The organism is Microlunatus ginsengisoli (assembly GCF_039537205.1).
In the GTDB taxonomy this organism is placed as follows: Bacteria; Actinomycetota; Actinomycetes; order Propionibacteriales; family Propionibacteriaceae; genus Microlunatus; species Microlunatus ginsengisoli.
The window spans coordinates 200241-222451 of record NZ_BAABAB010000007.1 but is presented as its reverse complement, the minus strand read 5'-3'; the positions used below and the strand labels follow the sequence as shown (position 1 = coordinate 222451).

At 71.1% G+C, this 22211-nt stretch carries 24 protein-coding genes; 14 read left to right on the top strand and 10 right to left on the bottom strand.

What is annotated here, in order from left to right; all coding sequences use genetic code 11:
• Positions 1-9 precede the first annotated feature (9 nt).
• Positions 10-915, top strand: coding sequence for a sulfurtransferase (locus tag ABD747_RS06060; protein ID WP_344802401.1), 906 nt, complete (start codon positions 10-12; stop codon positions 913-915).
• Between the two features lie 132 nt (positions 916-1047).
• Here the strand turns inward: ABD747_RS06060 and sepH are convergent, their stop codons facing one another.
• The gene (gene sepH / locus ABD747_RS06055; protein ID WP_344802399.1) at positions 1048-2097 is read right to left on the bottom strand and encodes a septation protein SepH; all 1050 of its coding nucleotides are present in this window, start codon (positions 2095-2097) and stop codon (positions 1048-1050) included.
• A 60-nt stretch (positions 2098-2157) separates the two neighbouring features.
• Here sepH and ABD747_RS06050 point away from each other — a divergent pair, with 60 nt between their 5' ends.
• Positions 2158-2775 carry a trimeric intracellular cation channel family protein gene (locus tag ABD747_RS06050; protein ID WP_344802397.1) on the top strand — a complete coding sequence of 206 codons (618 nt, stop codon included), beginning with the start codon at positions 2158-2160 and terminating at the stop codon, positions 2773-2775.
• A 4-nt stretch (positions 2776-2779) separates the two neighbouring features.
• Here the strand turns inward: ABD747_RS06050 and ABD747_RS06045 are convergent, their stop codons facing one another.
• The 4 genes from ABD747_RS06045 to ABD747_RS06030 are packed head-to-tail and all read right to left on the bottom strand — an operon-like array spanning position 2780 to position 5053.
• Positions 2780-3556: an ABC transporter permease gene (locus tag ABD747_RS06045; RefSeq protein ID WP_344802395.1), complete on the bottom strand. Its 777-nt coding sequence runs from the start codon at positions 3554-3556 to the stop codon at positions 2780-2782.
• Entirely contained in the window at positions 3553-4332 is a 780-nt protein-coding gene (locus ABD747_RS06040) for an ABC transporter ATP-binding protein (protein ID WP_344802393.1), read from the bottom strand. Before ABD747_RS06040 ends, ABD747_RS06045 begins: the two co-directional genes overlap by 4 nt.
• A complete protein-coding gene (locus ABD747_RS06035) occupies positions 4329-4709 on the bottom strand; it encodes a DUF1048 domain-containing protein (protein ID WP_344802391.1) in 381 nt (126 codons plus the stop codon). Before ABD747_RS06035 ends, ABD747_RS06040 begins: the two co-directional genes overlap by 4 nt.
• On the bottom strand, positions 4709-5053 hold the full coding sequence (locus ABD747_RS06030; RefSeq protein WP_344802389.1) for a PadR family transcriptional regulator: 345 nt from the start codon (positions 5051-5053) through the stop codon (positions 4709-4711). The genes ABD747_RS06035 and ABD747_RS06030 overlap by 1 nt, the downstream gene beginning before the upstream one ends.
• 102 nt (positions 5054-5155) lie before the next feature.
• Here ABD747_RS06030 and ABD747_RS06025 point away from each other — a divergent pair, with 102 nt between their 5' ends.
• The 3 genes from ABD747_RS06025 (at position 5156) to ABD747_RS06015 (ending at position 9356) form a co-directional block, all read left to right on the top strand.
• The gene (locus ABD747_RS06025; RefSeq protein ID WP_344802387.1) at positions 5156-6574 is read left to right on the top strand and encodes a sigma 54-interacting transcriptional regulator; all 1419 of its coding nucleotides are present in this window, start codon (positions 5156-5158) and stop codon (positions 6572-6574) included.
• 1 nt (position 6575) lies between these two features.
• On the top strand, positions 6576-8627 hold the full coding sequence (locus tag ABD747_RS06020; protein WP_344802385.1) for a vWA domain-containing protein: 2052 nt from the start codon (positions 6576-6578) through the stop codon (positions 8625-8627).
• A gap of 126 nt (positions 8628-8753) precedes the next feature.
• The gene (locus tag ABD747_RS06015) at positions 8754-9356 is read left to right on the top strand and encodes a carboxymuconolactone decarboxylase family protein (protein ID WP_344802383.1); all 603 of its coding nucleotides are present in this window, start codon (positions 8754-8756) and stop codon (positions 9354-9356) included.
• 43 nt (positions 9357-9399) lie between these two features.
• Here the strand turns inward: ABD747_RS06015 and ABD747_RS06010 are convergent, their stop codons facing one another.
• The 3 genes from ABD747_RS06010 to ABD747_RS06000 all read right to left on the bottom strand — a co-directional run bounded on the left by ABD747_RS06010 (position 9400) and on the right by ABD747_RS06000 (position 12743).
• On the bottom strand, positions 9400-11061 hold the full coding sequence (locus ABD747_RS06010; RefSeq protein ID WP_344802381.1) for an SLC13 family permease: 1662 nt from the start codon (positions 11059-11061) through the stop codon (positions 9400-9402).
• 10 nt (positions 11062-11071) lie between these two features.
• A complete protein-coding gene (rfbA, locus tag ABD747_RS06005) occupies positions 11072-11956 on the bottom strand; it encodes a glucose-1-phosphate thymidylyltransferase RfbA (protein WP_344802379.1) in 885 nt (294 codons plus the stop codon).
• A gap of 79 nt (positions 11957-12035) precedes the next feature.
• Entirely contained in the window at positions 12036-12743 is a 708-nt protein-coding gene (locus ABD747_RS06000; RefSeq protein ID WP_344802377.1) for a hypothetical protein, read from the bottom strand.
• Positions 12744-12921: 178 nt separating this feature from the next.
• On the opposite strand from ABD747_RS06000, the gene rfbB reads away from it, so the two are divergent.
• Together rfbB and ABD747_RS05990 are read left to right on the top strand one after the other, a co-directional pair.
• Positions 12922-13920, top strand: a complete 999-nt coding sequence (gene rfbB / locus ABD747_RS05995; RefSeq protein WP_344802375.1) for a dTDP-glucose 4,6-dehydratase — start codon at positions 12922-12924, stop codon at positions 13918-13920.
• 165 nt (positions 13921-14085) lie between these two features.
• Positions 14086-15474, top strand: a complete 1389-nt coding sequence (locus tag ABD747_RS05990) for a bifunctional dTDP-4-dehydrorhamnose 3,5-epimerase family protein/NAD(P)-dependent oxidoreductase (protein WP_344802373.1) — start codon at positions 14086-14088, stop codon at positions 15472-15474.
• Here ABD747_RS05990 and ABD747_RS05985 read toward each other — a convergent pair.
• Positions 15407-16672 (bottom strand): MFS transporter, encoded by a 1266-nt coding sequence (locus ABD747_RS05985; protein WP_344802371.1) that lies wholly within the window; start codon positions 16670-16672, stop codon positions 15407-15409. The genes ABD747_RS05990 and ABD747_RS05985 overlap by 68 nt on opposite strands.
• Before the next feature lie 150 nt (positions 16673-16822).
• Here ABD747_RS05985 and ABD747_RS05980 point away from each other — a divergent pair, with 150 nt between their 5' ends.
• Both ABD747_RS05980 and ABD747_RS05975 read left to right on the top strand, forming a co-directional pair.
• The gene (locus ABD747_RS05980) at positions 16823-17959 is read left to right on the top strand and encodes a ferrochelatase (protein WP_344802369.1); all 1137 of its coding nucleotides are present in this window, start codon (positions 16823-16825) and stop codon (positions 17957-17959) included.
• 169 nt (positions 17960-18128) lie between these two features.
• Positions 18129-18431 carry a DUF4193 domain-containing protein gene (locus ABD747_RS05975; protein WP_344802512.1) on the top strand — a complete coding sequence of 101 codons (303 nt, stop codon included), beginning with the start codon at positions 18129-18131 and terminating at the stop codon, positions 18429-18431.
• Positions 18432-18550: 119 nt separating this feature from the next.
• Here ABD747_RS05975 and ABD747_RS05970 read toward each other — a convergent pair whose 3' ends face one another.
• Positions 18551-18841: a DUF4235 domain-containing protein gene (locus ABD747_RS05970; RefSeq protein WP_344802367.1), complete on the bottom strand. Its 291-nt coding sequence runs from the start codon at positions 18839-18841 to the stop codon at positions 18551-18553.
• A gap of 68 nt (positions 18842-18909) precedes the next feature.
• On the opposite strand from ABD747_RS05970, the gene ABD747_RS05965 reads away from it, so the two are divergent.
• The 5 genes from ABD747_RS05965 (at position 18910) to ABD747_RS05945 (ending at position 22143) form a co-directional block, all read left to right on the top strand.
• On the top strand, positions 18910-19368 hold the full coding sequence (locus tag ABD747_RS05965; protein ID WP_344802365.1) for a DUF3093 domain-containing protein: 459 nt from the start codon (positions 18910-18912) through the stop codon (positions 19366-19368).
• A 34-nt stretch (positions 19369-19402) separates the two neighbouring features.
• Positions 19403-19885: a dUTP diphosphatase gene (dut, locus tag ABD747_RS05960; RefSeq protein ID WP_425562489.1), complete on the top strand. Its 483-nt coding sequence runs from the start codon at positions 19403-19405 to the stop codon at positions 19883-19885.
• Positions 19882-20643 carry a DUF3710 domain-containing protein gene (locus tag ABD747_RS05955; RefSeq protein WP_344802363.1) on the top strand — a complete coding sequence of 254 codons (762 nt, stop codon included), beginning with the start codon at positions 19882-19884 and terminating at the stop codon, positions 20641-20643. Before dut ends, ABD747_RS05955 begins: the two co-directional genes overlap by 4 nt.
• A 153-nt stretch (positions 20644-20796) precedes the next feature.
• On the top strand, positions 20797-21177 hold the full coding sequence (locus ABD747_RS05950) for an OB-fold nucleic acid binding domain-containing protein (protein WP_344802361.1): 381 nt from the start codon (positions 20797-20799) through the stop codon (positions 21175-21177).
• A 192-nt stretch (positions 21178-21369) separates the two neighbouring features.
• On the top strand, positions 21370-22143 hold the full coding sequence (locus ABD747_RS05945) for a DUF3159 domain-containing protein (protein ID WP_344802359.1): 774 nt from the start codon (positions 21370-21372) through the stop codon (positions 22141-22143).
• Positions 22144-22211 lie beyond the last annotated feature (68 nt).

Genomic DNA, 22211 nt, shown 5'->3' with positions numbered 1-22211 from the left:
CTCGGCCGGGTGAACGACGCCCTGACCGAGCCGGTGCTGACCGAGCCAGTGCTGACCGAACCAGTGCTGACCGAACCCGTGCTGATCGAGCCGGGCGAGCTGGCCGAGCTGATCGAGTCCGACGAGCCGCCGGTGCTGGCCGACGTGCGGTGGTGGCTCGCCGGACCGCCCGGCCGGCCGGCGTACGAGCAGGGTCACCTGCCCGGCGCGCAGTACGTCGACCTCGAGTCGGAGCTGTCCGGCGCCCATCGCCCCGGCGGAGCGGGTGGCCGGCATCCGCTGCCGGACCCGGCCGACTTCGCCGCCGCCATGCGCCGGATCGGGATCTCGGCCGGCGACCTGGTGGTGGTCTACGACCCGGACACCTCGCTGGCCGCGTCGCGGCTGTGGTGGTTGCTCACCGACGCCGGGCATGACCGGGTCCGGGTGCTGAACGGGGGCTACGCCGGCTGGCTGGCCGAGGACCGGCCGGTGGAGACCGGACCCGGCCGGCCGGTCCCGCCGGGCACCTTCGCCGGCAGGCCCGGTGCGCGGGCCCAGGTCGACGCCGACGCGCTGACCGCGCGGCTGGACGCCGGCGATCCGGTCACCGTGGTGGACGTCCGGGCGGGGGAGCGCTTTCGCGGCGAGGTCGAACCGATGGACCCGGTGGCCGGCCACATTCCCGGCGCGCAGAGCCTGCCCTCGACCGGGAATCTCGACCCGGCCGGGCGCTTCCTCGCGGCCGAGGTGCTCGCCGACCGGTTCGCCGGGCTGCCGGACGAGCCGGTGCTCTACTGCGGCTCGGGCGTGACCGCCGCTCACACGCTGCTGGCGCTGACGATCGCCGGCCGCGGCGGCGCCGCGATCTATCCGGGCTCGTGGAGCGACTGGGTCAGCGACCCGTCCCGTCCGGTCGCCACCGGACCCGAGTGAGTCGATCGGACGTAACCACTCCCGCGACCCGGCCCACCCCGCGACCCGACTCCGCGCGGGTTGGCCCCACTTCGCGCGACGAACTTCACGAGCGAAGTGCGGTGAAAGCGAGCGAAGACGGGGTGGCGCGGGTCAGGGGCGTTTCGGCGAGCCGAACATGATCTCGTCCCAGCTGGGGACGGAGGCGCGCTTGCGGCCCGAGCGCTTGGCCGGCGCCTCGGTGCTGGGCTCCGGCTCGGTCGCCGCGACGGGCTCGGGCTCGGCCTGCTCCGGCTGGGCCTGTCCTTCCTGGGCCCGCTTCGGCTTGGGCTGCCCCTCCTCGGCCTGCTCCTCCTCGAGCGCGTCGGCCTCGTCCTCGCGGTCCTCGACCGCGGTCGGTGCGTCGGGCTCGCCGGGTTCGTCGGTCCCGGCCATCTCCTCGCCGAACTCGTCGGCCGGCTCGACCTGGCTCGGCTCGACCGGGTAGTCGACCACGATCGCCGGCTCCCAGCCGGCACCCCGGACCGACGCCGACTCCGGCACCGCACTGGCGTCGCTCAGCCCCGCGTACGCCGTCGCGGACTCCTCGGCCATCCCCGCGAGCACGTCGTCCACCACGTCCTCGATCGCTCGGCGCCGGCTCGACAGCTGCTCCGCGGGCGGCGGCTCCTGGACCGCGCGGACGATGGCCAGCTCGTCGCTCAGGTCCACGGTCGGCTCGACGTCCTCGGCGTCCTCGCCGGCGGCGGCCGGCGCGAGGTCACGAGGCTGCTCGCCGAGCACCCAGCGCGCTTCGTCGTTGCCGGCCACGGAGAACCGGCCGCGGACGTCGTACCAGAACAAGGCCTGGCGCTCGGCCTCGCCCACGGTGTAGGTCGCGGTGACACCCCAGCGGGTGTCCTCCAGCCGGTAGGAGTCCCAGGCCAGGGTGTCGACATCCACGCCGCGACCGGTCAGCCGCTCGGTGATGGTCAGCCGCAGGTTGCGGTGGCCGGAGGTCTCCCCGCGGCGGCGGACGGACGCGGACAGGGCCTGGGCGGCGACGTACTCCCGCTCGGCGATCACCGGCGCGGCGAACCGCTCGACCCGGTCCAGCGGGATGCCGGCGAGCTCGGCCACGTCCGCCAGCGACTCACCGGACCTGATCCGGGCTTGGATCTCCCGCGGGGTGAGGGCGGGCGAGGCGGGCTGGTCGGGGGACATCGGGGCGGGCTACTCCTTCATCAACTTACCTGGCAAACCTACTCTGGTTAGGGTCGGTCCGTGGACACGGTACAGGTGGCGCTCGACCTGGCCGGGATCTTCGTCTTCGCGCTGTCCGGCGCGCTGCTCGCGGTCCGGGTCCGGTTCGACATCGTCGGCGTGGTCGTCCTCGCGGTGATCACCGGGATCGGTGGCGGCATCATCCGCGACGTGCTGATCGGGGACGTGCCGCCGGCGTCCTTCCGCGACTGGCGGTTCTTCCTGGTGCCGACCGCGGCCGCGCTGCTGGCGTTCCGGTTCCATCCACGGCTGCGCCGGATCGAGCGCACGATCGACTGGTTCGACGCGGCGGGGCTCGGCCTGTTCTGCGCCACCGGCGCCAGCAAGTCGCTGTTCTTCGGGCTCGACCCGGTGCCGAGCGTGCTGCTGGGCGTGGTCAGCGGGGTCGGCGGCGGCGTACTCCGCGACCTGCTGGCGGGCCGGACGCCGGTGGTCTTGCGCGAGGACGTGTACGTCGTCCCCGCGCTGGTCGCTGCCACCCTGGTCGTCGTCGCGTACGAGTCGGGCTGGTTTCCCGCCTGGGTCCCGCTCGCCGCCGCCGCAGTCTGCTTCGTCCTGCGGCTGCTGGCCCTGCACTTCCGCTGGCAGGCCCCGCGCGCCTCGGACCTGCGCGACTAGCGGGCTAGCCGGAGATCCGGCGGTGATAGGCCCGGATCGCGAAGGCGTACCCGACCACGCCGATCCCGACGCACCAGCCGAGGGCGATCCAGATGTCGTTGCCGACCGGCTGCTCGGCGAGCAGAGCGCGGATGGTGTCGACGATCGAGGTCACCGGCTGGTTCTCGGCGAAGACCCGCACCGGGGCGGGCATGCTGTCGGTCGGCACGAACGCCGAGCTGATGAACGGGAGGAAGATCAGCGGGTAGGAGAACGCGACCGCGCCGTCCGCCGACTTCGCCGTCAGCCCAGGAATGACCGCTACCCAGGTCAGCGCCAGCGTGAAGAGCAGCAGGATGCCGCCCACCGCGAGCCAGGCTCCGACACCGGCGCCCGAGCGGAAGCCCATCAGCAGCGCCACCAGCACGACCACCACCACCGAAACCAGGTTGGCCACCAGCGAGGTCCCGACGTGCGCCCACAGCACCGACGAGCGGGCGATCGGCATCGACTGGAACCGCTCGAAGATCCCGCTCTGGGTGTCCAGGAAGAGCCGGAACGCCGTATAGGAGATGCCCGAAGCGATCGTGATCAGCAAGATGCCGGGCAGCAGGTAGTCGACGTAGGCGTCCGAGCCGCCCTCGATCGCCCCGCCGATCGCGCCACCGAAGACGAAGACGAACAGCAGCATGAAGGCGATCGGCATGATCGCGGTGGTGATGATCGTGTCCGGGCTGCGCGCGATGTGGCGCAGGGACCGGCCCTGCAGGACGGCGGTGTCGGCGAAGAAGTGCGTGCTCATCGTTCGGTCCTCTCCTGAGCGGTCACGGCGAGGAAGACCTCCTCCAGCGTGGGCTGCTTCTCGACGTACTCGACGGTGGCGGGCGGCAGCAGCCGCTTGAGCTCGGCCAGGGTGCCGTTCACGATGATCCGGCCCTCGTGCAGGATGGCGATCCGGTCGGCCAGCTGTTCGGCCTCGTCCAGGTACTGCGTGGTGAGCAGCACCGTGGTGCCGCCGGCCGCCAGCTCCTTGACGCAGTTCCAGACCTCGATCCGGGCCTGCGGATCCAGCCCGGTGGTCGGCTCGTCCAGGAAGACCACCGGCGGGTTCCCGATCAGGCTCATCGCGATGTCGAGCCGGCGACGCATTCCGCCGGAGTACGTCGCCACCTTCCGCCCGCCGGCCTCGGCCAGGCCGAACCGGGCGAGCAGCTCGTCGGCCAACCGGCCGGCTCCGGCCAGGTGGCGCAACCGCGCCACCAGCACGAGGTTCTCCCGGCCGGTGAGGATCTCGTCGACCGCGGCGAACTGGCCGGTCAGGCTGATCGCGGCCCGGACGTCGGCGCCGCCGCTCGCGACGTCGATCTCGTCGACGTCCGCGCTGCCGGCGTCGGCCGCAAGCAGCGTGGACAAGATCTTCACCACCGTCGTCTTGCCGGCACCGTTGGAGCCGAGCAGGGCGAAGATGCTGCCGCGAGCCACGTCGAAGTCGACCCCGCGCAGCACCTCGAGCTTCCCGTACGACTTCTGCAGGCCGCGCACCCGGATCGCGGGCGGGGTCGCCAGGTCCGTCGTCATCGCTGCTTCTCCTCGCCGGGCGCGGCGGCGGCCTCGTCGATCGCGGCGATCAACCGCTGCCGCTCCTTGCTGATCCAGGACCCGTCGGCGTAGTTCGCCACGAACGTCTCGACGAACTCGACCGGGTCGTCGCCGACGATGTCGCGGATCGGGGTCTCGTTGGCGGCGCTCTGCTCGAACAGGTCGACGAGGTCGCCGTACATCCGGACCAGGACGTCACCCTTCGCGATCCCACCGGCGTACATCAGATACCGCTCCACCGCCTCGAACGCGGCCCGGTAGTTCGCCGGCAGCTGCTTGGCCCGCGCCTTGTACGCCCGGTACTGCTTCTTCTGCTCGAGCGATCCGGTGACCTGCTCGATCCATGCTGGTGCCATTACTGGATTCCTTCCTGGTGTTCTTGGTGCTGGAGCTGTTCGAGCCGTTCGGTGAGGAAGCTCCAGGTCCTCCAGAACTCGTCGAGATAGTCCCGGCCCTCGCCGTTGAGGGTGTAGACCTTGCGCGGTGGACCCTTCTCCGACGGGACCTTCTCCACATCGACCAGGCCGCGCTGCTCGATCCGGACCAGCAGGGCATAGACGGTGCCCTCGGCGATGTCGGCGAAGCCCTGCTCCCGCAACCACGCGGTGATCTCGTAGCCGTATGCGGATCGCCCGGCCAGGATCGCCAGCACGATGCCCTCCAACGTGCCCTTGAGCATCTCTGTCATCTGCCTGCCCATCGGGGTCCTCTCGTGACTACTCACTATTACTGACTACCAGTAGATAGTAACACTGAATAGTGGTCGCGCAAGCCCGTTTGGTCGCGGAGTAGCGTCGCCGGTATGACGGCACAGACTGATCACCCGGCGGCTCATCACCCGGGGCCCGCCACCCTGGGCCAGCTGCTGGACACCGGATACCGGCCGCGGACGGTCAAGGAAGAGATCCGCGCCAATCTCGTCGCCCGGCTGCGGGCTGGCGACACCGCGTTTCCCGGCATCGTCGGCTTCGACGACACCGTGCTACCCGAGCTCGAGACCGCGCTGCTCGCCGGTCACGACCTGATGCTGCTGGGCGAGCGCGGCCAGGGGAAGACCCGGCTGATGCGAACGCTGACCGGCCTGCTGGACGAGTGGAGCCCCGAGGTCGCCGGGTGCGAGATCCACGACGACCCGGTCCGACCGGTCTGCGTCCGCTGCACCGCGCTGGCCGTCGAACTCGGCGACGACCTGCCGATCGCCTGGCGGCACCGCGACGATCGCTACACCGAGAAGCTCGCCACACCCGACACCAGCGTCGGCGACCTGATCGGCGACGTGGACCCGGTGAAGGTCGCCCAGGGACGCACGCTCGGCGATCCGGAGACGGTGCACTACGGCCTGGTGCCACGGGCGAACCGAGGGATCTTCGGGCTGAACGAGCTGCCGGACTTGGCCGAGCGGATCCAGGTCGCGCTGTTCAACGTGCTGGAGGAGCGCGACATCCAGGTCCGCGGGTACTCGCTGCGGCTCCCGCTCGACCTGCTGCTGGCCTCGACCGCCAACCCGGAGGACTACACCAACCGCGGCCGGATCATCACCCCGCTGAAGGACCGGTTCGGCGCGGAGCTGCGGACCCATTACCTGACCGAGGTCGACGACGAGGTCGCGCTGCTGCGGCAGGAGTCGGCGACGGTGGCCGAGGTCGGCGACCACCTGCTCGAGGTGATCGCGACGCTTACTCGAAACCTGCGCGAGTCGGCCTCGGTGGACCAGCGCTCGGGGGTGTCTGCCCGGTTCTCGATCGCCGCCGTGGAAGGGGTGTCGGCGGCCGCGCTGCGCCGGGCCGCGCGGACGCCGGACCACGACCCGGTCGCCCGGATCGGCGACGTCGGCGTCGTGGTGCCCACCCTGCTGGGCAAGATCGAGTTCGAGATGGGGGAGGAGGGCCGGGAGCGGGCCGTGCTGGAGCACCTGCTCCGGATGGCGACCGCGGCCGTCTTCCGGCACCGGCTGTCCGGCCTGGACCTCTCCGGCTTCACCAGCGTGTTCGCCGAGGGCGCGATGGTAGAGACCGGCGAGCTGGTTCCGGCGACCGAGCTGCTGTCCCAGATCGGCAGCGTGCCCGGGCTGTCCAAGGTGCTGGACCGGCTCGGCTACCGCGACGACGCCACCCGCGGCCAGATCGCGGCGGCCGTCGAGTTCACCCTGGAGGGCCTGCATCTGACCAGGCGGCTACAGAAGGAGACCGTGAACGGACGTACGGTATACGGGGCGGCCTGAGATGCCCGAGCGGCCCGGGCCGCACGGGCGGTTCCGCTACGGTCCCTGGCGGGGCGGGGCGGACCCGCTCGCGCCGCCGTACGACGTCCGCGAGGCCGTCGACCGGATCGGTGAGGAGGTGCTGGCCGACGGCAACCTGCGCGACGCCCTGCAGCGGCTGATGCGCGAGGGGCTGGACGGCAGGGGCGGGCTGGACAAGCTGCTGGAACGAGTCCGCAAGCTGCGGGCCGCGGCCCGGCGGCGCGGTGACCTCGGCGGAGCGCTGGACCAGATCCGGGCCGCGCTGGACCAGGCGCTCGCCGCCGAGCAGGAGACCCTCGCCGGTGAGGAGGGCGACGACGCCCGGCTGGCCGAGATGGAGCTGGCCACCGTGCCGGACGACACCGCCGGCGCGGTCCGGGCGCTGAACGACTACGACTGGCACTCGCCCGAGGCACGCCGGCTCTACCAGTCCATCCAGGACATGCTCCGCCGGGAGACCCTGGGGTCCCAGTTCGCGGGCATGAAGGAGGCGCTGGAGAACCCGGACTCGGCCGCGATGCAGGCCGTCAAGGACATGCTGGCCGACCTGAACTCCCTGCTCGCCGCGCACGCCCGGCAGGAGGACACCACCGACCAGTTCGCCGACTTCATGGCCAAGCACGGCGACTTCTTCCCGGAGAATCCCGAGAACGTCGAGGAGCTGATCGACGCGCTGGCCCGGCAGCAGGCCGCCGCCCAGCGGATGATGGCGTCGTTGTCGCCGGAGCAGCGCGAGCAGCTCGCCCAGCTGATGAGCCAGGCGCTCGCCGACGCCGACCTGGCCTCGGAGATGGCCCAGCTGGCGGACAACCTGCGGGCGTTGCGTCCGGGACTGGACCGGGAGTCGCCGGTGCAGATGCGCGGCGACGGGCCGCCGCTGGGTTACGGCGAGGCGGTCGAGGCGGTGGCCGAGATCGCCGACCTGGAGGCGCTGCAGGCCCAGCTGTCGCAGAACTATGCCGGTTCGACGCTGGACGACGTCGATGTGGAGCTGGTGGAGCGGCGGCTCGGTGCCGGCGCGGCCCGCGAGCTCGAAGGGCTGCGGGAGCTGGAGCGCGAGCTGGAGCAGCAGGGATACCTGCAGCGCGGCGACGACGGGTTGCGACTGACCCCCCGGGCCGTACGCCGGCTGGGCCAGACCGCGCTCCGCCGCGTGTTCGCCCAGATCGAGGCCACCGGGCACGGGGACCACGACGACCACCGGACCGGCTCGGCGGACGAGCCGACCGGGCTGACCCGGCCGTGGGTCTTCGGCGACGAGCTGCCGATCGACGCCCCGCGGACGGTCTCCAACGCGCTGCGCCGCTCCGGCGTGCGCTTCGACGCCCGCACGCGCCCTGAGCTCCGCATGACGCGCCCTGAGCTCCGCATGACGCGCCCTGAGCTTGTCGAAGGGCATACCCCCGCACTCACCCTCACGGTCGAGGACTTCGAGGTGACCGAGACCGAGCGGCGCACGGGCGCGGCCGTAGCGCTCTGCGTCGACCTGTCGTTCTCGATGGTGCAGGACGGCCGCTGGGGGCCGATGAAGCAGACCTCGCTCGCGCTCAGCCACCTGATCGAGACGCGTTATCGGCAGGACGCTCTGCAGGTGATCGGCTTCAACCGGTTCGCCCGCCGGCTGAGTCCGGTCGAGCTGGCCGAGGTCGAACCGGAGTGGATCCAGGGCACCAACCTGCAGCACGCGCTGATGCTGGCCTCCCGGCACCTGCGCCGGCATCCCGACGCCGAGCCCGTCGTCCTGGTGATCACCGACGGCGAACCGACGGCCCACCTGGCCGGCGACGGCTCCGCGGTGTTCCACTGGCCGAGCACGCCGGAGACGATCCGGGAGACCATCCGCGAGGTGGACGAGCTGGCCCGCTACGGCGCCACCATCAACACCTTCATGCTCGGCGAGGACCCGGGGCTGGCCCGGTTCGTCGACGCGCTCGCCCGGCGCTGCGGCGGCCGGGTCTTCACCCCCGACATCGGCCGGCTGGGGGAGTACGTCGTCGCCGACTACCTGCGCGCCCGCCGCGGCCGCCGCTGACCCGCGCCAGCCGAGTTGTCAGGTTCTCAGCGCGCTATAGCTCGCCGAGAGCCTGACAACTCGATGTCACAGACGGCCACCCAGCGTCGTCTCCTGCACGACAACGGATTCGAGAGAGGTGCAGACATGACCGGAACGATCGCGGGCCCCGGCCCAGGAGTGGAGCTCGAGGCGCGCCGCCGGCTGGCGCGGGTGCCGATCGACCAGCCACCCGGGCTGTTCGCCAAGGCGCTCGGCTGGTTCGCCGGCAAGCTGTACGGCCAGGTGCCGGACAACGGCTGGGCGATGGCCGCCAACCGCAAGGTGCTGCTGGCCACCTTGAGCCACGAACGCAAGATCGCGAGGTTCGACGCCGTGCCCGAGGAGCTGAAGTTCCTGGCCGAGATGGCGACGGCGATGGAGATCGGGTGCAGCTGGTGCGTCGACTTCGGCTACTTCGCCGCTCACCGGAAGGGCGCCGACATCGAGAAGCTCCGAGCCGTGGCGGACTGGCGGGAGTCGGACCGGTTCAGCGAGCTGGAGCGCCGGGTGATCGAGTTCGCGATCGCGGCCACCGCCACCCCGGGCGAGGTGAGCGACGAGCTGGTCGAGCCGCTGCGGACCGCGCTCGGCGACGCCGGCCTGGTCGAGCTGGCCATGGTGGTCGCGAACGAGAACTCGCGCTCCCGGTTCAACTCGGCGCTCGGGCTCGTCTCGCAGGGATACTCGGCCGTCTGCCGGCTGCCCTGAGTCGACTGCCCTGAGTCGGCTGCCCTGAGTCGACTGCCCTGGGCTATTTGAGCAGGGTGGCGACCACGGTGGCGGTGATCAGCGCCGCGATCAGCACCGGCACCCCGAACCGGACGAACTCCTTGGTCGTGTAGCCCATCGGCCCCATCACCATCAGGTTCGACTGGTGGCTGAACGGGGTGATGAAGGTGAACGAGATGCAGGTGCCGATCAGCGCCAGCAGGGTCGCCGGGTTCACCCCGAGCTCGGTGGCCAGGCTGAGCGCGACCGGGGTCAGGATCGACGCGGCGGCGGCGTTCGTGACCAGGTTCGTCAGTACGGTCGTGATCAGCGCGAAGACCAGCACGACCAGCAGCGCGCTGCCGGCCGAGAGCGTACGAATGCCGGCGGCCAGCAGGTCGGCCAGCCCGCTGCTCAGCACGATCGCGCCCAGCCCGACCGATCCGGCCAGCACGAACAAGATGTTCCAGTCCAACGCCCGCCCCGCAGACCGCGGCGTGAGCACCCCGGTCAGCACCATCAGCAGGGCGCCGCCGACCGATCCGAACTCGACCGGCACGAGCCCGATCGAGGCGGTGATCACGACCGCGGCCAGGATCGACAGCGCGATCCAGGTCTTGCGCGGCTGCGGCGCCCGGCTGGCCGCGTCCTGCCACAGCGCGATCGCCTCGACGCCGCGCAGAACGTCCGGGTCGGCGGCGGCGAGATAGCAGGTCGACCCCGGCAGCATCGAGGTGCGGCGCAGCGACACCGTGGTCTGAGCCGCGACGACCTGGATCGTCCCGTCCTCCTCCAGGTCGGCGAGGAAACCGTTCTCGTCCCCGGACCGGATCGACACGGCATACAGCCGGTGCGGCTTCAGACCGAGCAGCGGGCTGCCCCAGAGGGCCTTCACGCCGGCCTCGGTGGCCTGGAAGACCAGCCGGTCGCCGGCCGCGATCGCGACGTCCGGCGGCAGGTAGTCCCCGTCGCGCCGCACGTTGACGACCGCGTAGTCGCGTGCCGTGGCCAGCGCCACGTCGCCCGGGGTGCGGCCGATGATCCGGGCACCGGCCGCCACGGGAATCTCCACCCGCCAGTCGAGCACGACCTCCGCACCGGCCACCGGAGTCCTGAGCAGCCGGGCGGCGACATAGATCACCACCGCTCCGACGACGGCGGTCGGCAGCGCGACCGGCGCGAATGACAGCATGGACATCGACACGCCGCTGCCGGCCGCGATGCCGGCGATGAGCAGGTTGGAGCTGGTCCCGATCAGGGTGACCGAGCCGGTCAGGGTCGTGATGTGGGCGATCGGCAGCATCACCTGGCGGGCCGGGATGTTCCGGGTCTGCTCGAGGCTCTTGGTGGCCGGAATCAGCATGGCCACGATCGGGGTGGTGTTCATCAGCGCCGAGGCGACGCCGACCGGTGCCGCGAGCCTCCGCAGCGCCTGCTGGGCGGTGTGCACGGTGGCGAGCAGCCGCCGGGTGATCCGGGCGACGACCCCGGTCTGGACGACGCCCTTGGCGATCACCAGCATGGCGCCCACGGTGATCACGCCACCGTTGCTGAGCCCGCCGAACAGGGCCGAGGCCGGCGCGATCCGTAGTATCCCGGCGACCACGAGGGCACAGCCGAGCGCGATCACCGGACGGACCCGGCCCGTGGTCATCAGCACCAGCGTGACGACGACGATGACGCCGCCGGCGACGGTGTGCCACATCTGCGGTCGCCTACGCGGGGCGGTTCGCCCGCTCGCGCAGGACCAGGTCGAGCAGATAGACGCCGTATCCGGACTTCGACAGTGCGGTCGCCCGCTCCACCAGCTCCTCGTCCGACAGGAAGCCCATCCGCCAGGCCGCCTCCTCGGGAGCTCCCACCTTGAGTCCTTGCCGTGACTCCAGCGTGCGGACGAAGTTGTTCGCGTCGTTGAGCGAGTCGAAGGTGCCCGTGTCGAGCCAGGCCGTGCCGCGCGGGAGCACCCCGACCTGCAGCTTGCCCGCCTGCAGATAGTGCCGGTTGACGTCGGTGATCTCGTACTCCCCACGCGGCGACGGCCGCAGGTTCCGGGCGATCTCGATCACGTCGTTGTCGTAGAAGTACAGGCCGGGTACGGCGTAGTTCGACTTCGGCTCGGCCGGCTTCTCCTCCAGCGAGATCGCCTTCCCGGCGGCGTCGAACTCGACCACGCCGTACGCCGACGGCTCGGCCACCCAGTAGGCGAACACGGCGCCGCCGTCGACCTGGTTGAACTTCCGCAGCTGGGTGCCCAGGCCGGGTCCGTAGAAGATGTTGTCGCCGAGCACCAGGGCGGCGGTGTCGTGGCCGAGGAAGTCGGCGCCGATCACGAACGCCTGGGCCAGGCCGTCCGGCGACGGCTGCCGGGCGTAGCTGATCGAGATCCCGAACTGGGAACCGTCGCCGAGCAGCCGCTCGAACCCGGGCGCGTCGTGCGGGGTCGTGATCACCAGCACGTCGCGGATGCCGGCGAAGATCAGCGTCGACAGCGGGTAGTAGATCATCGGCTTGTCGTAGACCGGGACCAGCTGTTTGGACAGGCCGAGGGTGACCGGGTGCAGTCGCGTGCCGGAGCCGCCCGCCAGGATGATGCCGCGCATGGGCCCTAATGCTAGGGCTCGTGCCGCCGCACCCGGCGCGCCCGACCCGGTGGGCGATGGCGGACCGGCGGGAGGCGGTTCAGTCCGTGACGTCCAGACGGTCGACGCGGCGGTGGAAGCGCATGCCCGCGAGGCCACCCAGAATCGCGCCGACCAGGCTGACCACGACGACGCCGGCCGCCGTCAGAACGCCACCGAGGGTGAGTGCTCCCTGGTCGACGGGCAGCCGCGGCAGCGCCGTGAGCTGGTTCGTCAGGTCGAACTGGGCGCCGGCGATCAGCCCGATGATGCCGAGTACGACGGCGATCACCACGGCCCACAGCCAGACGCCCAGCCCCTGCCGGGCGCCGTGGAACCGTGCCATCCGACCGGCGACGTAACCACCGCAGTAGTAGCCGATGAAGATCACCACCAGCAAGGCGATGGCGCCGACCCAACCGACCGTGCTCGCATTCGCACTGGCCTGGTCGACGTCGACTGCCCGGGTCCAGCCGAGCGCGGCGCCGACCGCTGCGACCAGGGCCGTGAGCACGACCACCATCCCGGTGGCGGCCAACCAGCCGAAGAAGCACGAACCGACCTTCAGGCCGCCGAACTGTTCGCGCTGCCGGCGAACGCGGGTCCGCGAATCGAGCGGCACCGCAGTGCCGTCGGGTTCGGCGGTACCGACGGTCGCCGGACGGTCCGCGGGGATGGTGGGAGCGGTGTCGTTCGCAGGCTCGCCATTGCGCGGGGTCGCCGCCGCCGGGCCGCGCGGGTCATCGGGATCCATCCGCGTGCTCGTCATTGCCTGTCCTTTCGTCGTGTGGCCCGTACCCCTCCGTCGGGGCGTCAAGCAGGTACGGGTCCGCGTGAGCCACCTCACGAGATTCGTCAGGACCCGCGCGCGGACAGCCGGCCACTTAGGATGACCGCCATGCGAAAGAACGACCGTCTGCCGTGTGCCCGTTCGCTGGAGCCCGCCGGTGTCTGATCTGCTCGTGACCGGTGGCGCCGGGTTCATCGGCTCCAACTTCGTCCGCCACGTGCTCGGCGCCACGGACGATCACGTCACCGTGCTGGACAAGCTGACCTACGCCGGCAACCGGGCGTCGCTGGACGGGCTGCCGGAGGACCGGCTCACGTTCGTCCAGGGCGACATCTGCGACGCGGACCTGGTCGACGGGCTCGTCGGCCGGGCCGACCGGGTGATCCACTTCGCCGCGGAGTCGCACAACGACAACTCGCTGCGGGACCCCTGGCCGTTCCTGCAGACCAACCTGATCGGGACGTACACGCTGCTGGAGGCCGTTCGCCGGCACGAGAAGCGCTATCACCACATCTCCACCGACGAGGTGTACGGCGACCTGGAGCTGGACGATCCTGAGCGGTTCACCGAGTCCACGCCGTACAACCCGTCGAGCCCGTACTCCTCGACCAAGGCCGGCTCGGACCTGCTGGTCCGGGCCTGGGTCCGCAGCTTCGGGGTGCAGGCGACGATCAGCAACTGCTCGAACAACTACGGGCCGTACCAGCACGTGGAGAAGTTCATCCCGCGGCAGATCACCAACGTGATCGCCGACGTCCGGCCTCGGCTGTATGGTGCGGGCCAGAACGTCCGAGACTGGATCCACGCCGACGACCACTCGGCCGCGGTGCTGTTGATCAGCGAGCGCGGCCGGATCGGGGAGACCTACCTGATCGGCGCGGACGGGGAGAAGAACAACCTCGAGGTCGTGCAGACCATCCTCGAGCTGATGGGCCGGCCGCGGGACGCGTACGACCACGTCACCGACCGCGCCGGGCACGACCTGCGCTACGCGATCGACTCCACCCGGCTGCGGACCGAGCTGGGCTGGGCGCCACGGTTCTCCGACTTCACCGCCGGCCTGGCCGACACTATCGCGTGGTACGTCGACAACCAGGCCTGGTGGCGGCCGCAGAAGGCGGAGACCGAGGCCAAGTACGCGGTGCTGAATCAATGATTTCTGGTCGCGCTCCGCGCTCCGTTCGCGGCTCCGAGCTTCGCGAAGTCTCGCTCGTTCATCGCGATTCCGAGCGACGAAAAGCGTGTCGCGCGGAATCGCTCTTCACTCCCGAGAGGCTTCGCTCGTCGCCATGAGATCCTCTAGTTCAAGGATGCCTCTCCGATGACTGAGCTCGCCGTGCATCGCACGGCCATTCCCGGGCTGCTGGTGATCGACCTGGATGTCCGCGGGGACAACCGGGGCTGGTTCAAGGAGAACTGGCAGCGGGCGAAGCTGACCGCGCTCGGGCTGCCGGACTTCGGGCCCGTGCAGAACAACGTGTCCTACAACGCCGCCGCCGGGGTCACCCGCGGCGTACATGCCGAGCCGTGGGACAAGCTGGTCAGCGTCGCCACCGGGCGGATCTTCGGCGCCTGGGTGGATCTGCGGCCGGGGGAGACGTTCGGCGCGGTGGTCACCCGGGAGATCGGCCCGGAGACCGCCGTGTACGTCCCCCGCGGCGTCGGCAACGCCTTCCAGACCCTGGAGCCGGGCACCGCCTACTCCTATCTGGTCAACGACCACTGGAGCCTGGCCGCCAAGGACTCCTACACCTTCGTCAATGCCGCGGACGAGACCCTCGCCATCGACTGGCCGATCCCGCTCGACCGGTGCGAGCTCTCCGACGCCGACAAGGCCCACCCGCGGCTGGCGGACGCGGTGCCGATGCGGCCGCGGCCCACGCTGATCGTCGGCGCGGGCGGCCAGCTGGGCACCGCCCTGCGGGCCGCGCTGCCGGACGCGGTCGCTGTCGGCCGGGCGGAGCTCGACCTCGCCGACCCGGCGTCGGTCGCCGCGTTCGACTTCGCCCCGTTCGGTGTGGTGGTCAACGCGGCCGCGCATACCAAGGTCGACGCCGCCGAGACCGCCGACGGCCGGCGGGATGCGTGGGCGGCCAACGTCACCGGGGTGGCCGCGCTGGTTCGGGCCGCGGCCGAGCACCGGTTCACCCTGGTACAGATCTCCTCGGACTACGTCTTCGACGGCACCACCGAACTGCACCCCGAGGACGAGCCGTTCTCGCCGCTGGGTGTCTACGGCCAGACCAAGGCGGCCGGCGACGCACTGGTGGCCACCCTGCCCCGGCACTACATCGTGCGCACCAGCTGGGTGATCGGCGAGGGCCACAACTTCGTCCGCACGATGGCCTCGCTGGCCGACCGTGGGATCGAGCCCGGCGTGGTCGACGATCAATTCGGCCGGCTCACCTTCACCGACGACCTGGCGGCAGGGATCGTCCACCTCGTCGCCGGCGGCGTCCCGTTCGGGACGTACAACCTGTCCTCCGACGGTCCGGTGCAGACCTGGGCCGACATCGCCCGCGAGGTCTTCGCCGCGCGCGGCCGGCCGGCGAACGTGGTCACCGGCGTGACCTCCGAGGCCTACGGGGCGGGCAAGAGCCTCGCCCCGCGGCCGCGGCACAGCGCGCTCGCGCTGGACAAGATCATCGCGACAGGTTTTCGGCCCCGATCGGGTCCGGAACGACTGCGGGAGTACCTGGCTCGGCTCTGAGCTGCTTCGCCGGCGTGCGGATCGCCAGCGCCGAGGCCACCAGCAGCAGGGCGACGCCGACCATGGCCATGAACCCACCGCGGGCGCCCCAGCCGTCGATCACCCGGCCGAGCACGGCAGCACCCAGCGCCACCCCGGTCGCCATCCCCATGCTCGTCCAGCCGAGCGCCTCGGTGAGCCGGGACGCCGGCACGCTGGACTGGGTCAGCGCCACCGACGAGATCAGGGTCGGCGCGATGGCCAGCCCGCTGAGCAGCAGCAGGCCGGCGACGCCGACCGGGTGGTCGACGAACAGCAGCGGCAGCACGGACGCGGCCAGCAGCACGGCGCCGACCCGGAACCGCCGGCGCGGGCCGACCTTCCAGTGGATGGTGCCGGTGACGAGCCCGGCGATCAGGGATCCGGCCGCCCATACCATCAAGATCGCGCCGGCGTAGGGGAGGATGTCGTGCTCGCGGGCGAACGCCACCACGACGACCTCCATCCCGCCGAACAGTGCGCCGAGCGCTGCGCAGGCGAGCATGACCGAGATCAGGAACCTGAGCGAGAGCCGGGCGCTCGCCCGGTCGTGCCCGACCGCGGGCACGGCGAGCGGCGGCTCGGTGCCGCGCTGGACCGCGAGCGCGATGGCCCCGGCAAGCCCGAGCACCACGACCACGCCGAGGGCGAAGGCCGGATGGATCGCGGTGGCGAGGAAGGTGACCAGCACCGGCCCGACGATGAACACGACTTCGTCGAACACGGCCTCGAGGGAGTACGCCGTGTTCAGCTGGCCGGGCTCACGCTCGCGCAGCAGATAGGTCCAGCGTGCGCGCACCGCCGAACCCGCCGAGGTGGCGCCCAGACCGCTGACCACCGCGGCCAGGCAGGTCAGCCACAACGGCATGCCGAGCAGCACCGTGGCGGTGACGCCGGTCAGGCCGACGGCGGCCAGCACCGCAGCGATCACCAGCACCCGGGCCTGCCCGATCCGGTCGATCCGCCGTCCCCACCAGGGCAGCACCACTGCCGCGGTCAGGGTCGCGCAGGCGGTCACCAGTCCGGCGCGGCCGAAGGACCCGGTGGTCAGCGAGATCAGCAGCACGATGCCGAGACCGGTCATCGACAGGGGGAGCCGGGCCAGCAGGCCGGCCAGCGTGAAACGTCGCGCGCTCGGATCCGACAGCACCGCGCCGTACGCACCGAACGCTCGAGTCATCGCCGACTTCACGACCTATCCATCCCTTCACCCATGACACGCTGACGGTAGACCCAACCACCGACAGTGCGGCAGTCTTCCCGATCCGGGCAGGTTTCCTCAAACGATTTAGAACCGGAGCGCTGTGGGGGACATGTCATGATCGACCGCGTGACATCGCCGGAATCCCCCAGCAGGATCGACCTGTCGCCCTACGACGCGGTCGTCCTGGTCTCGTTCGGTGGGCCGGAGGCGGCTGAGGAAGTCGTGCCGTTCCTGGAGAACGTCACCCGCGGGCGGGGCATCCCCCGCGAACGGCTGGTCGAGGTCGGCGAGCACTACTTCGGCTTCGGTGGCCGGAGCCCGATCAACGACCAGTGCCGCGCGCTGCTCGCCGCCCTGCGCACCGGCCTGGCCGAGCGGGGCTGCTCCGTTCCGGTCTACTGGGGCAACCGGAACTGGCACCCGTTCCTGGCCGACACGCTGGCCGAGATCGTCGCGGACGGGCACCACCGGGTGCTCGCCCTGACCACCAGTGCCTACCCGTCGTACTCGTCGTGCCGGCAGTACCGGGAGAACCTCTACGACGCTGTCCGGAACGGGACCGCCGGCGACCTCGATGTCGCGGTCGACCGGATCCGGCAGTACGCGACCCATCCTGGCTTCGTGGCCGCGTCGGTGGACGCCACGACGGAGGCGCTCGACCGGCTGGACGCGAGCGCCGGAGTCGGTCCGGTCCGGCTGGTGTTCGTGACGCACTCGATCCCGACGGCGATGTCGGACACCTCCGGGCCCGGCGACGGCGGCTACCTGGAGTGGCACCAAACGGTGGCGCGGGCGGTCGCCGGCGAGGTCGGCGCCCGGCGCGGCACGACGTACGACCACGACCTGGTGTTCTGCTCCCGGTCCGGGCCACCGTCCCAGCCCTGGCTCGAGCCGGACGTCAACGATCACCTGCGCGGGCTCGCGGCCGCCGGGGCCGGTGGCGCGGTCCTGGTGCCGATCGGCTTCGTCTCCGACCACATGGAGGTGGTCTACGACCTCGACACCGAAGCGGTCGCTACCGCAGCCGAGATCGGCCTGCCGGTGGCCCGCGCGGCCACGGCCGGCACCCACCCGGCCTTCGTCGGGGCGCTGCTCGATCTGCTGGCCGAACGCGCGGCCGTCGCCCGCGACGAGGACGTCACGCCCGCGGCCGTGCCGGGTGGGCCCGTCGGACGCTACGTCTGCCCGGCCGATTGCTGTCCGAACCTGCGCGATCCGGCGCGTCCGGCGCTGTGCCAGACCGCTGCGCACGCGGCGGTCTGAGCGGGGGCTCGGCGCCCGTGGTTTGAGCCCGGACCCTGCGGGGAATTTTGTGTCCCGCGGCGCGTTATAGGCGCCGGTCCCCAACTCGCGCGCGAGCTTGACAGATGTGATATGCATGCGCATCGAGTCCAGGGTGAAGAACTGGGCCGACCAGCCCGGGAAGGGAATGATGGCGACCGATTACGACGCCCCACGCAAGACCGACGAGGAACTCAACGAGGACAGCATCGAGGAGCTCAAGACTCGGCGGAACGATAAGAACTCGGGGAAGGTCGACGAGGACGAGGCCGAGGCCGCGGAGGCTTTCGAGCTACCGGGGGCGGACCTCTCCCACGAGGAGCTGACGGTGCGCGTGCTGCCCCGCCAGTCCGACGAGTTCACCTGTGCCGGCTGCTTCCTGGTCCGGCACCGCAGCCAGCTGGCCGAGGAGCGGCCGAACGGCGACGCGTACTGCTACGACTGCGCGGGCTGATCCCGCCGCCGACGGGGGCGGATCGGCGACGACGCGGATCCGCCCCGCTCAGGCTCGATCTCGGCTCAGACCTCGATCGTGCCTCGGACCTTGACCTTGCCTCAGACCTTGACCTTGCCTCAGACCTTGACCTTGATCGTGCTGTCCGGCGCGTCCAGGCCGGTCTCGTTGTGCCAGTGCCGGGCGGCGAACCGCTGAGCGAACAGCTGGGCAACGCCTACCCCGATCCCGCTCGCCACGACCCAGGTGACCGCGGCTGCGGCCGACGTCTCCGGATTGGTCGGCGAGGGCGGCTCCTTGCCGGTGATCGTCTTCCAGGCCAGCGTGACGAGCCGCTGCGCCACGATCGTGGTGACGGCGCCGATCACCCCGGTGTAAACCTTGCCCATCAGCTTGTCGGTGGTGCCCATTGCGGTCCTCCTACGTCGCGCGAGTCTCGCCGCTCGCGATCTCGGTCTCGTTGGCTACGTTAGCCATCATGCGCTTCCGCGAACGGCTTACCCCGCCATTGCTGTGGTGGGTGATCGGCGCCCTCGTCGCCGGCACCTTTCCGGTCGCGGTGCTGTTTTATCTCGGCCCGGTCTGGGCCGGCGTGGTCGCGGCGATCGCGGCGGCCGGCCTGGTAGCGGTGCTGCACGGCTGGGCCGCCATCGTCGTCGATTTCGACGGGCGTTGGCTCCGAGTCGGCCGGGCGCGGATCGAACTGGCCTATCTCGGCGCCGCGCGTGCGCTGGACGCGGGGCAGACCAGGGCCCGGACCGGGGTCGATGCGGACGCCCGGGCCTATCTAGTGCTGCGGCCGTACGTCGGAACGTCCGTTGAGGTGACCCTCGACGACCCCGACGACCCGGTGCCCTACTGGCTGATCTCGACCCGGCGCCCGCGGGCGCTCTCGGCGGCGCTCACCGAGGCGCTCGGCAGCCGGGCTCTCCAGTAGGGTGTCGCGGGTGATCGACGCACCGCCCACGGGCCTGCCGGTTCCGGTGCGACAGCTGGATCCCGGTCTCGCGCTGCCGACGTACGCCCATCCCGGCGATGCCGGTGCCGACCTCTCCTCCGCCGAGGACGTGGTCCTGCAGCCGGGGGAACGCCGGCTGGTCCGCACCGGCGTCGCGGTCGCCGTCCCGGACGGGTACGCGGCGTTCGTCCACCCGCGGTCCGGGCTGGCCGCTCGGCACGGGCTGACCATCGTCAACGCCCCGGGAACTGTCGACGCGGGCTATCGCGGCGAGATCTTGGTGTGCCTGCTGAACACCGACAGCAGCACGGCTCTGCGGATCGGACGAGGTGACCGGATCGCGCAGCTGGTGGTCCAGCCGGTGATCCGGGCGCGGTTCGTCCCGGTCGAGGGTCTGGACGCGACCGAGCGCGGCGAGGGCGGGCACGGGTCGACCGGTGGTCTCGATCCGGCCGGCCGTCTCGATCCGACCGAGGTAGAGGGAGTGGCCCGATGATCTTCCGGCGGCGCAAGAACCGCGACTCCGACGACGTGGTCGAGGAGCTCGACCAGGAGTCGGAGGAGTCCGAGGAGTCCGAGGACGACGCCGAGCGGGCGGACGAGGGTCCCGATGCCGAAGGGGTGGACGACTCCGAGGAGTCCGACGAGCTCGATGTCGACGACCTGGACGGGCGGGACTGGCGCGGCGCCGGGCCGTACGACGTCGCCGAGGTGGACCTCGACGAGGACCCGCCGGAGGGACTGCCCCGGATCGACCTGGGCAGCATCATCGTCACCGGATTCCCCGGTGCGGAGCTCCGGCTCCAGGTCGACGAGGCGACCCAGGCCATCGTGTCCGCGATGCTCGTGCACGACGACTCGGCGCTGGAGATCGGGGCGTACGCGGCGCCGCGCAGCGGCGGCTACTGGCCCGAGCTGCGCCAGGACCTGATCGAGGCCACCACCGAGGCCGGCGGCTCGGTCGCGCTGACCGAGGGACCGTTCGGTGTCGAGCTGCGCCGGATCATCCCGGTCACCACGCCGACCGGCGAGGAGGGCTATCAACCGTCTCGGATGTGGGTTGTCGAAGGCCCGCGCTGGCTGCTGCGCGGAATCGTCTACGGCCAGGCCGCTCTGGAGGAGGGCGTCGAGCCTCCGGTGGCCCAGTTCCTCACCGCGTTCCGCTCCGTGGTCGTCCGCCGCGGCGACCAGGCGATGGGCCCGGGCGACCTGCTCGCGCTGAAGCTCCCGGAGGATCTCACCCCCTCGGAGTAGGGGTCGGCGCGCGCTGAGCACGCACAGGGATCATCGAGTGAGTGCTCGTCTCACAGGTCTCGGTTTGGGTATCGCCCTGTCGGTGGGCTAACGTCTGCGCCGTTTTGGTGGGATGCTTGAAAGCGGAACGATCTGGGTGCAGGAGGCACTGAGGTGGGTACCGAGAACATGCTGCAGCGGGCGCTGCGCCGGCTGGCGCAGAGCAATGAGGAGCTGGAGTCCGAGGACCTGCAGAAGGCCGTGCAGCACGAGGGCGCGGTTCCGATCCGCAACTGCGAGGACCGCCAGGTGGTGAACCTGACCGGCACGGTCTCGACGCTGACCATCGCGCCGCGGGCCGGTCATCCCGCGCTGGAGGTCGAGCTCCGCGACGGGTCCGGCGCGGTCACGCTGGTCTGGCTCGGCCGCCGGCAGATCCCCGGCATCGACCCCGGTCAGATGATCAAGGTGTCCGGCCGGATCAGCTGTCAGGACGGCCGCCGGCTGATGTACAACCCGAAATACGAGATCCTGCACGCTCCGGCCGCGTCCTGATTCGCTCGATCACGTCCGCGGCCGGTGGTGCGGGCATAATTCACCCCGTATGAACTCCATCGACCCCGGCTCCGTCGCCCCCCGCCCGCTCACCCAGCGCCGGCTCACCCAGCGCCCACTCACCCAGCGCCCGGTCAGCCAGCGCCCGGTCAACCCGCGCCCCGCCGCGCGTTGCACGGCCCGGATCTGCGCATGACGGAGCCGATGCCGCGCCCGGAGGTCGCCGACCCCCGATCTGCGGAGAGGCCTGCCGAGCCCCAGTTCGACTACGTCGAGGAGTTCGTCCGCTACCAGTTGTCGAAGTCCCTCGGCGGACCCCGCGGCATGCTGGAGTCCGCGCTGCCGTTCATCGCGTTCACTGTGGTCTGGGTGGTCAGCCGGGACCGCACGGGGCTGCCGCTCTCGCCGCTCTATCTATCGCTGGGTGCTGCGCTGGCCACCGCCGTCGTGCTCGGGCTGATCCGGCTCGTCCAGCGACAGAGCGTCCGCTTCGTGCTGCAGGCCATCTTCCCGACCGCGATCGCGGCCATCATCGCCGCCAGGACCGGCCGGGCCGAGGACGTGTTCCTGCCCGGGATCCTCTACAACGGGTTCCTGGCGCTGATCTCGGCGTTCACCATCGCGATCCGCAAGCCGCTGGTGGGCTTCATCATCGGCGCCGCGATCGGGGACCCGACCGGCTGGATGTCCGACCGCGGCCTGGTCAAGATGACGAGCAAGCTGACCGCGGTGCTGGCCGTGCCGTACGTGACCCGCTTCGTAATACAGCTGCCGCTGTTCCTGACCGGCCACATCGTGCTGCTCGGCGTCGCCAAGGTCGTCCTCGGCTGGCCCCTGCTGCTCGCCGCCCTGTTCGTGATCGGCCTGATGCTGTCCAAGGGCCGCACCCCGATGGAAGGCTCCTCGCTCACCTCCCGCTCCAACCCCGTCGCGGCCCCCGAGAGCGGCCACGACCCTCAACCCTGACGCACGCGGGCCTAGCGCCAAGCCCCGTCCCGTCCCCCAACTTCGCGCGGTTTCGACCCACTTCGCGC

What these genes read in the sequence shown, in the direction of transcription:
- ABD747_RS06030 (WP_344802389.1), bottom strand. Translation starts at nt 5,053, where the DNA reads ATGGGCAGGCAGATGACAGAGATGCTCAAGGGCACGTTGGAGGGCATC.
- rfbA (WP_344802379.1), bottom strand. Translation starts at nt 11,956, where the DNA reads ATGCGCGGCATCATCCTGGCGGGCGGCTCCGGCACGCGACTGCACCCG.
- ABD747_RS05955 (WP_344802363.1), top strand. Translation starts at nt 19,882, where the DNA reads ATGATCTTCCGGCGGCGCAAGAACCGCGACTCCGACGACGTGGTCGAG.
- ABD747_RS06040 (WP_344802393.1), bottom strand. Translation starts at nt 4,332, where the DNA reads ATGACGACGGACCTGGCGACCCCGCCCGCGATCCGGGTGCGCGGCCTG.
- sepH (WP_344802399.1), bottom strand. Translation starts at nt 2,097, where the DNA reads ATGTCCCCCGACCAGCCCGCCTCGCCCGCCCTCACCCCGCGGGAGATC.
- ABD747_RS05990 (WP_344802373.1), top strand. Translation starts at nt 14,086, where the DNA reads ATGACTGAGCTCGCCGTGCATCGCACGGCCATTCCCGGGCTGCTGGTG.
- ABD747_RS06015 (WP_344802383.1), top strand. Translation starts at nt 8,754, where the DNA reads ATGACCGGAACGATCGCGGGCCCCGGCCCAGGAGTGGAGCTCGAGGCG.
- ABD747_RS05975 (WP_344802512.1), top strand. Translation starts at nt 18,129, where the DNA reads ATGGCGACCGATTACGACGCCCCACGCAAGACCGACGAGGAACTCAAC.
- ABD747_RS06000 (WP_344802377.1), bottom strand. Translation starts at nt 12,743, where the DNA reads ATGACGAGCACGCGGATGGATCCCGATGACCCGCGCGGCCCGGCGGCG.
- ABD747_RS06020 (WP_344802385.1), top strand. Translation starts at nt 6,576, where the DNA reads ATGCCCGAGCGGCCCGGGCCGCACGGGCGGTTCCGCTACGGTCCCTGG.
- ABD747_RS06010 (WP_344802381.1), bottom strand. Translation starts at nt 11,061, where the DNA reads ATGTGGCACACCGTCGCCGGCGGCGTCATCGTCGTCGTCACGCTGGTG.
- ABD747_RS06045 (WP_344802395.1), bottom strand. Translation starts at nt 3,556, where the DNA reads ATGAGCACGCACTTCTTCGCCGACACCGCCGTCCTGCAGGGCCGGTCC.
- ABD747_RS06025 (WP_344802387.1), top strand. Translation starts at nt 5,156, where the DNA reads ATGACGGCACAGACTGATCACCCGGCGGCTCATCACCCGGGGCCCGCC.
- ABD747_RS05970 (WP_344802367.1), bottom strand. Translation starts at nt 18,841, where the DNA reads ATGGGCACCACCGACAAGCTGATGGGCAAGGTTTACACCGGGGTGATC.
- ABD747_RS06035 (WP_344802391.1), bottom strand. Translation starts at nt 4,709, where the DNA reads ATGGCACCAGCATGGATCGAGCAGGTCACCGGATCGCTCGAGCAGAAG.
- ABD747_RS05965 (WP_344802365.1), top strand. Translation starts at nt 18,910, where the DNA reads ATGCGCTTCCGCGAACGGCTTACCCCGCCATTGCTGTGGTGGGTGATC.
- ABD747_RS05985 (WP_344802371.1), bottom strand. Translation starts at nt 16,672, where the DNA reads ATGACTCGAGCGTTCGGTGCGTACGGCGCGGTGCTGTCGGATCCGAGC.
- ABD747_RS05945 (WP_344802359.1), top strand. Translation starts at nt 21,370, where the DNA reads ATGACGGAGCCGATGCCGCGCCCGGAGGTCGCCGACCCCCGATCTGCG.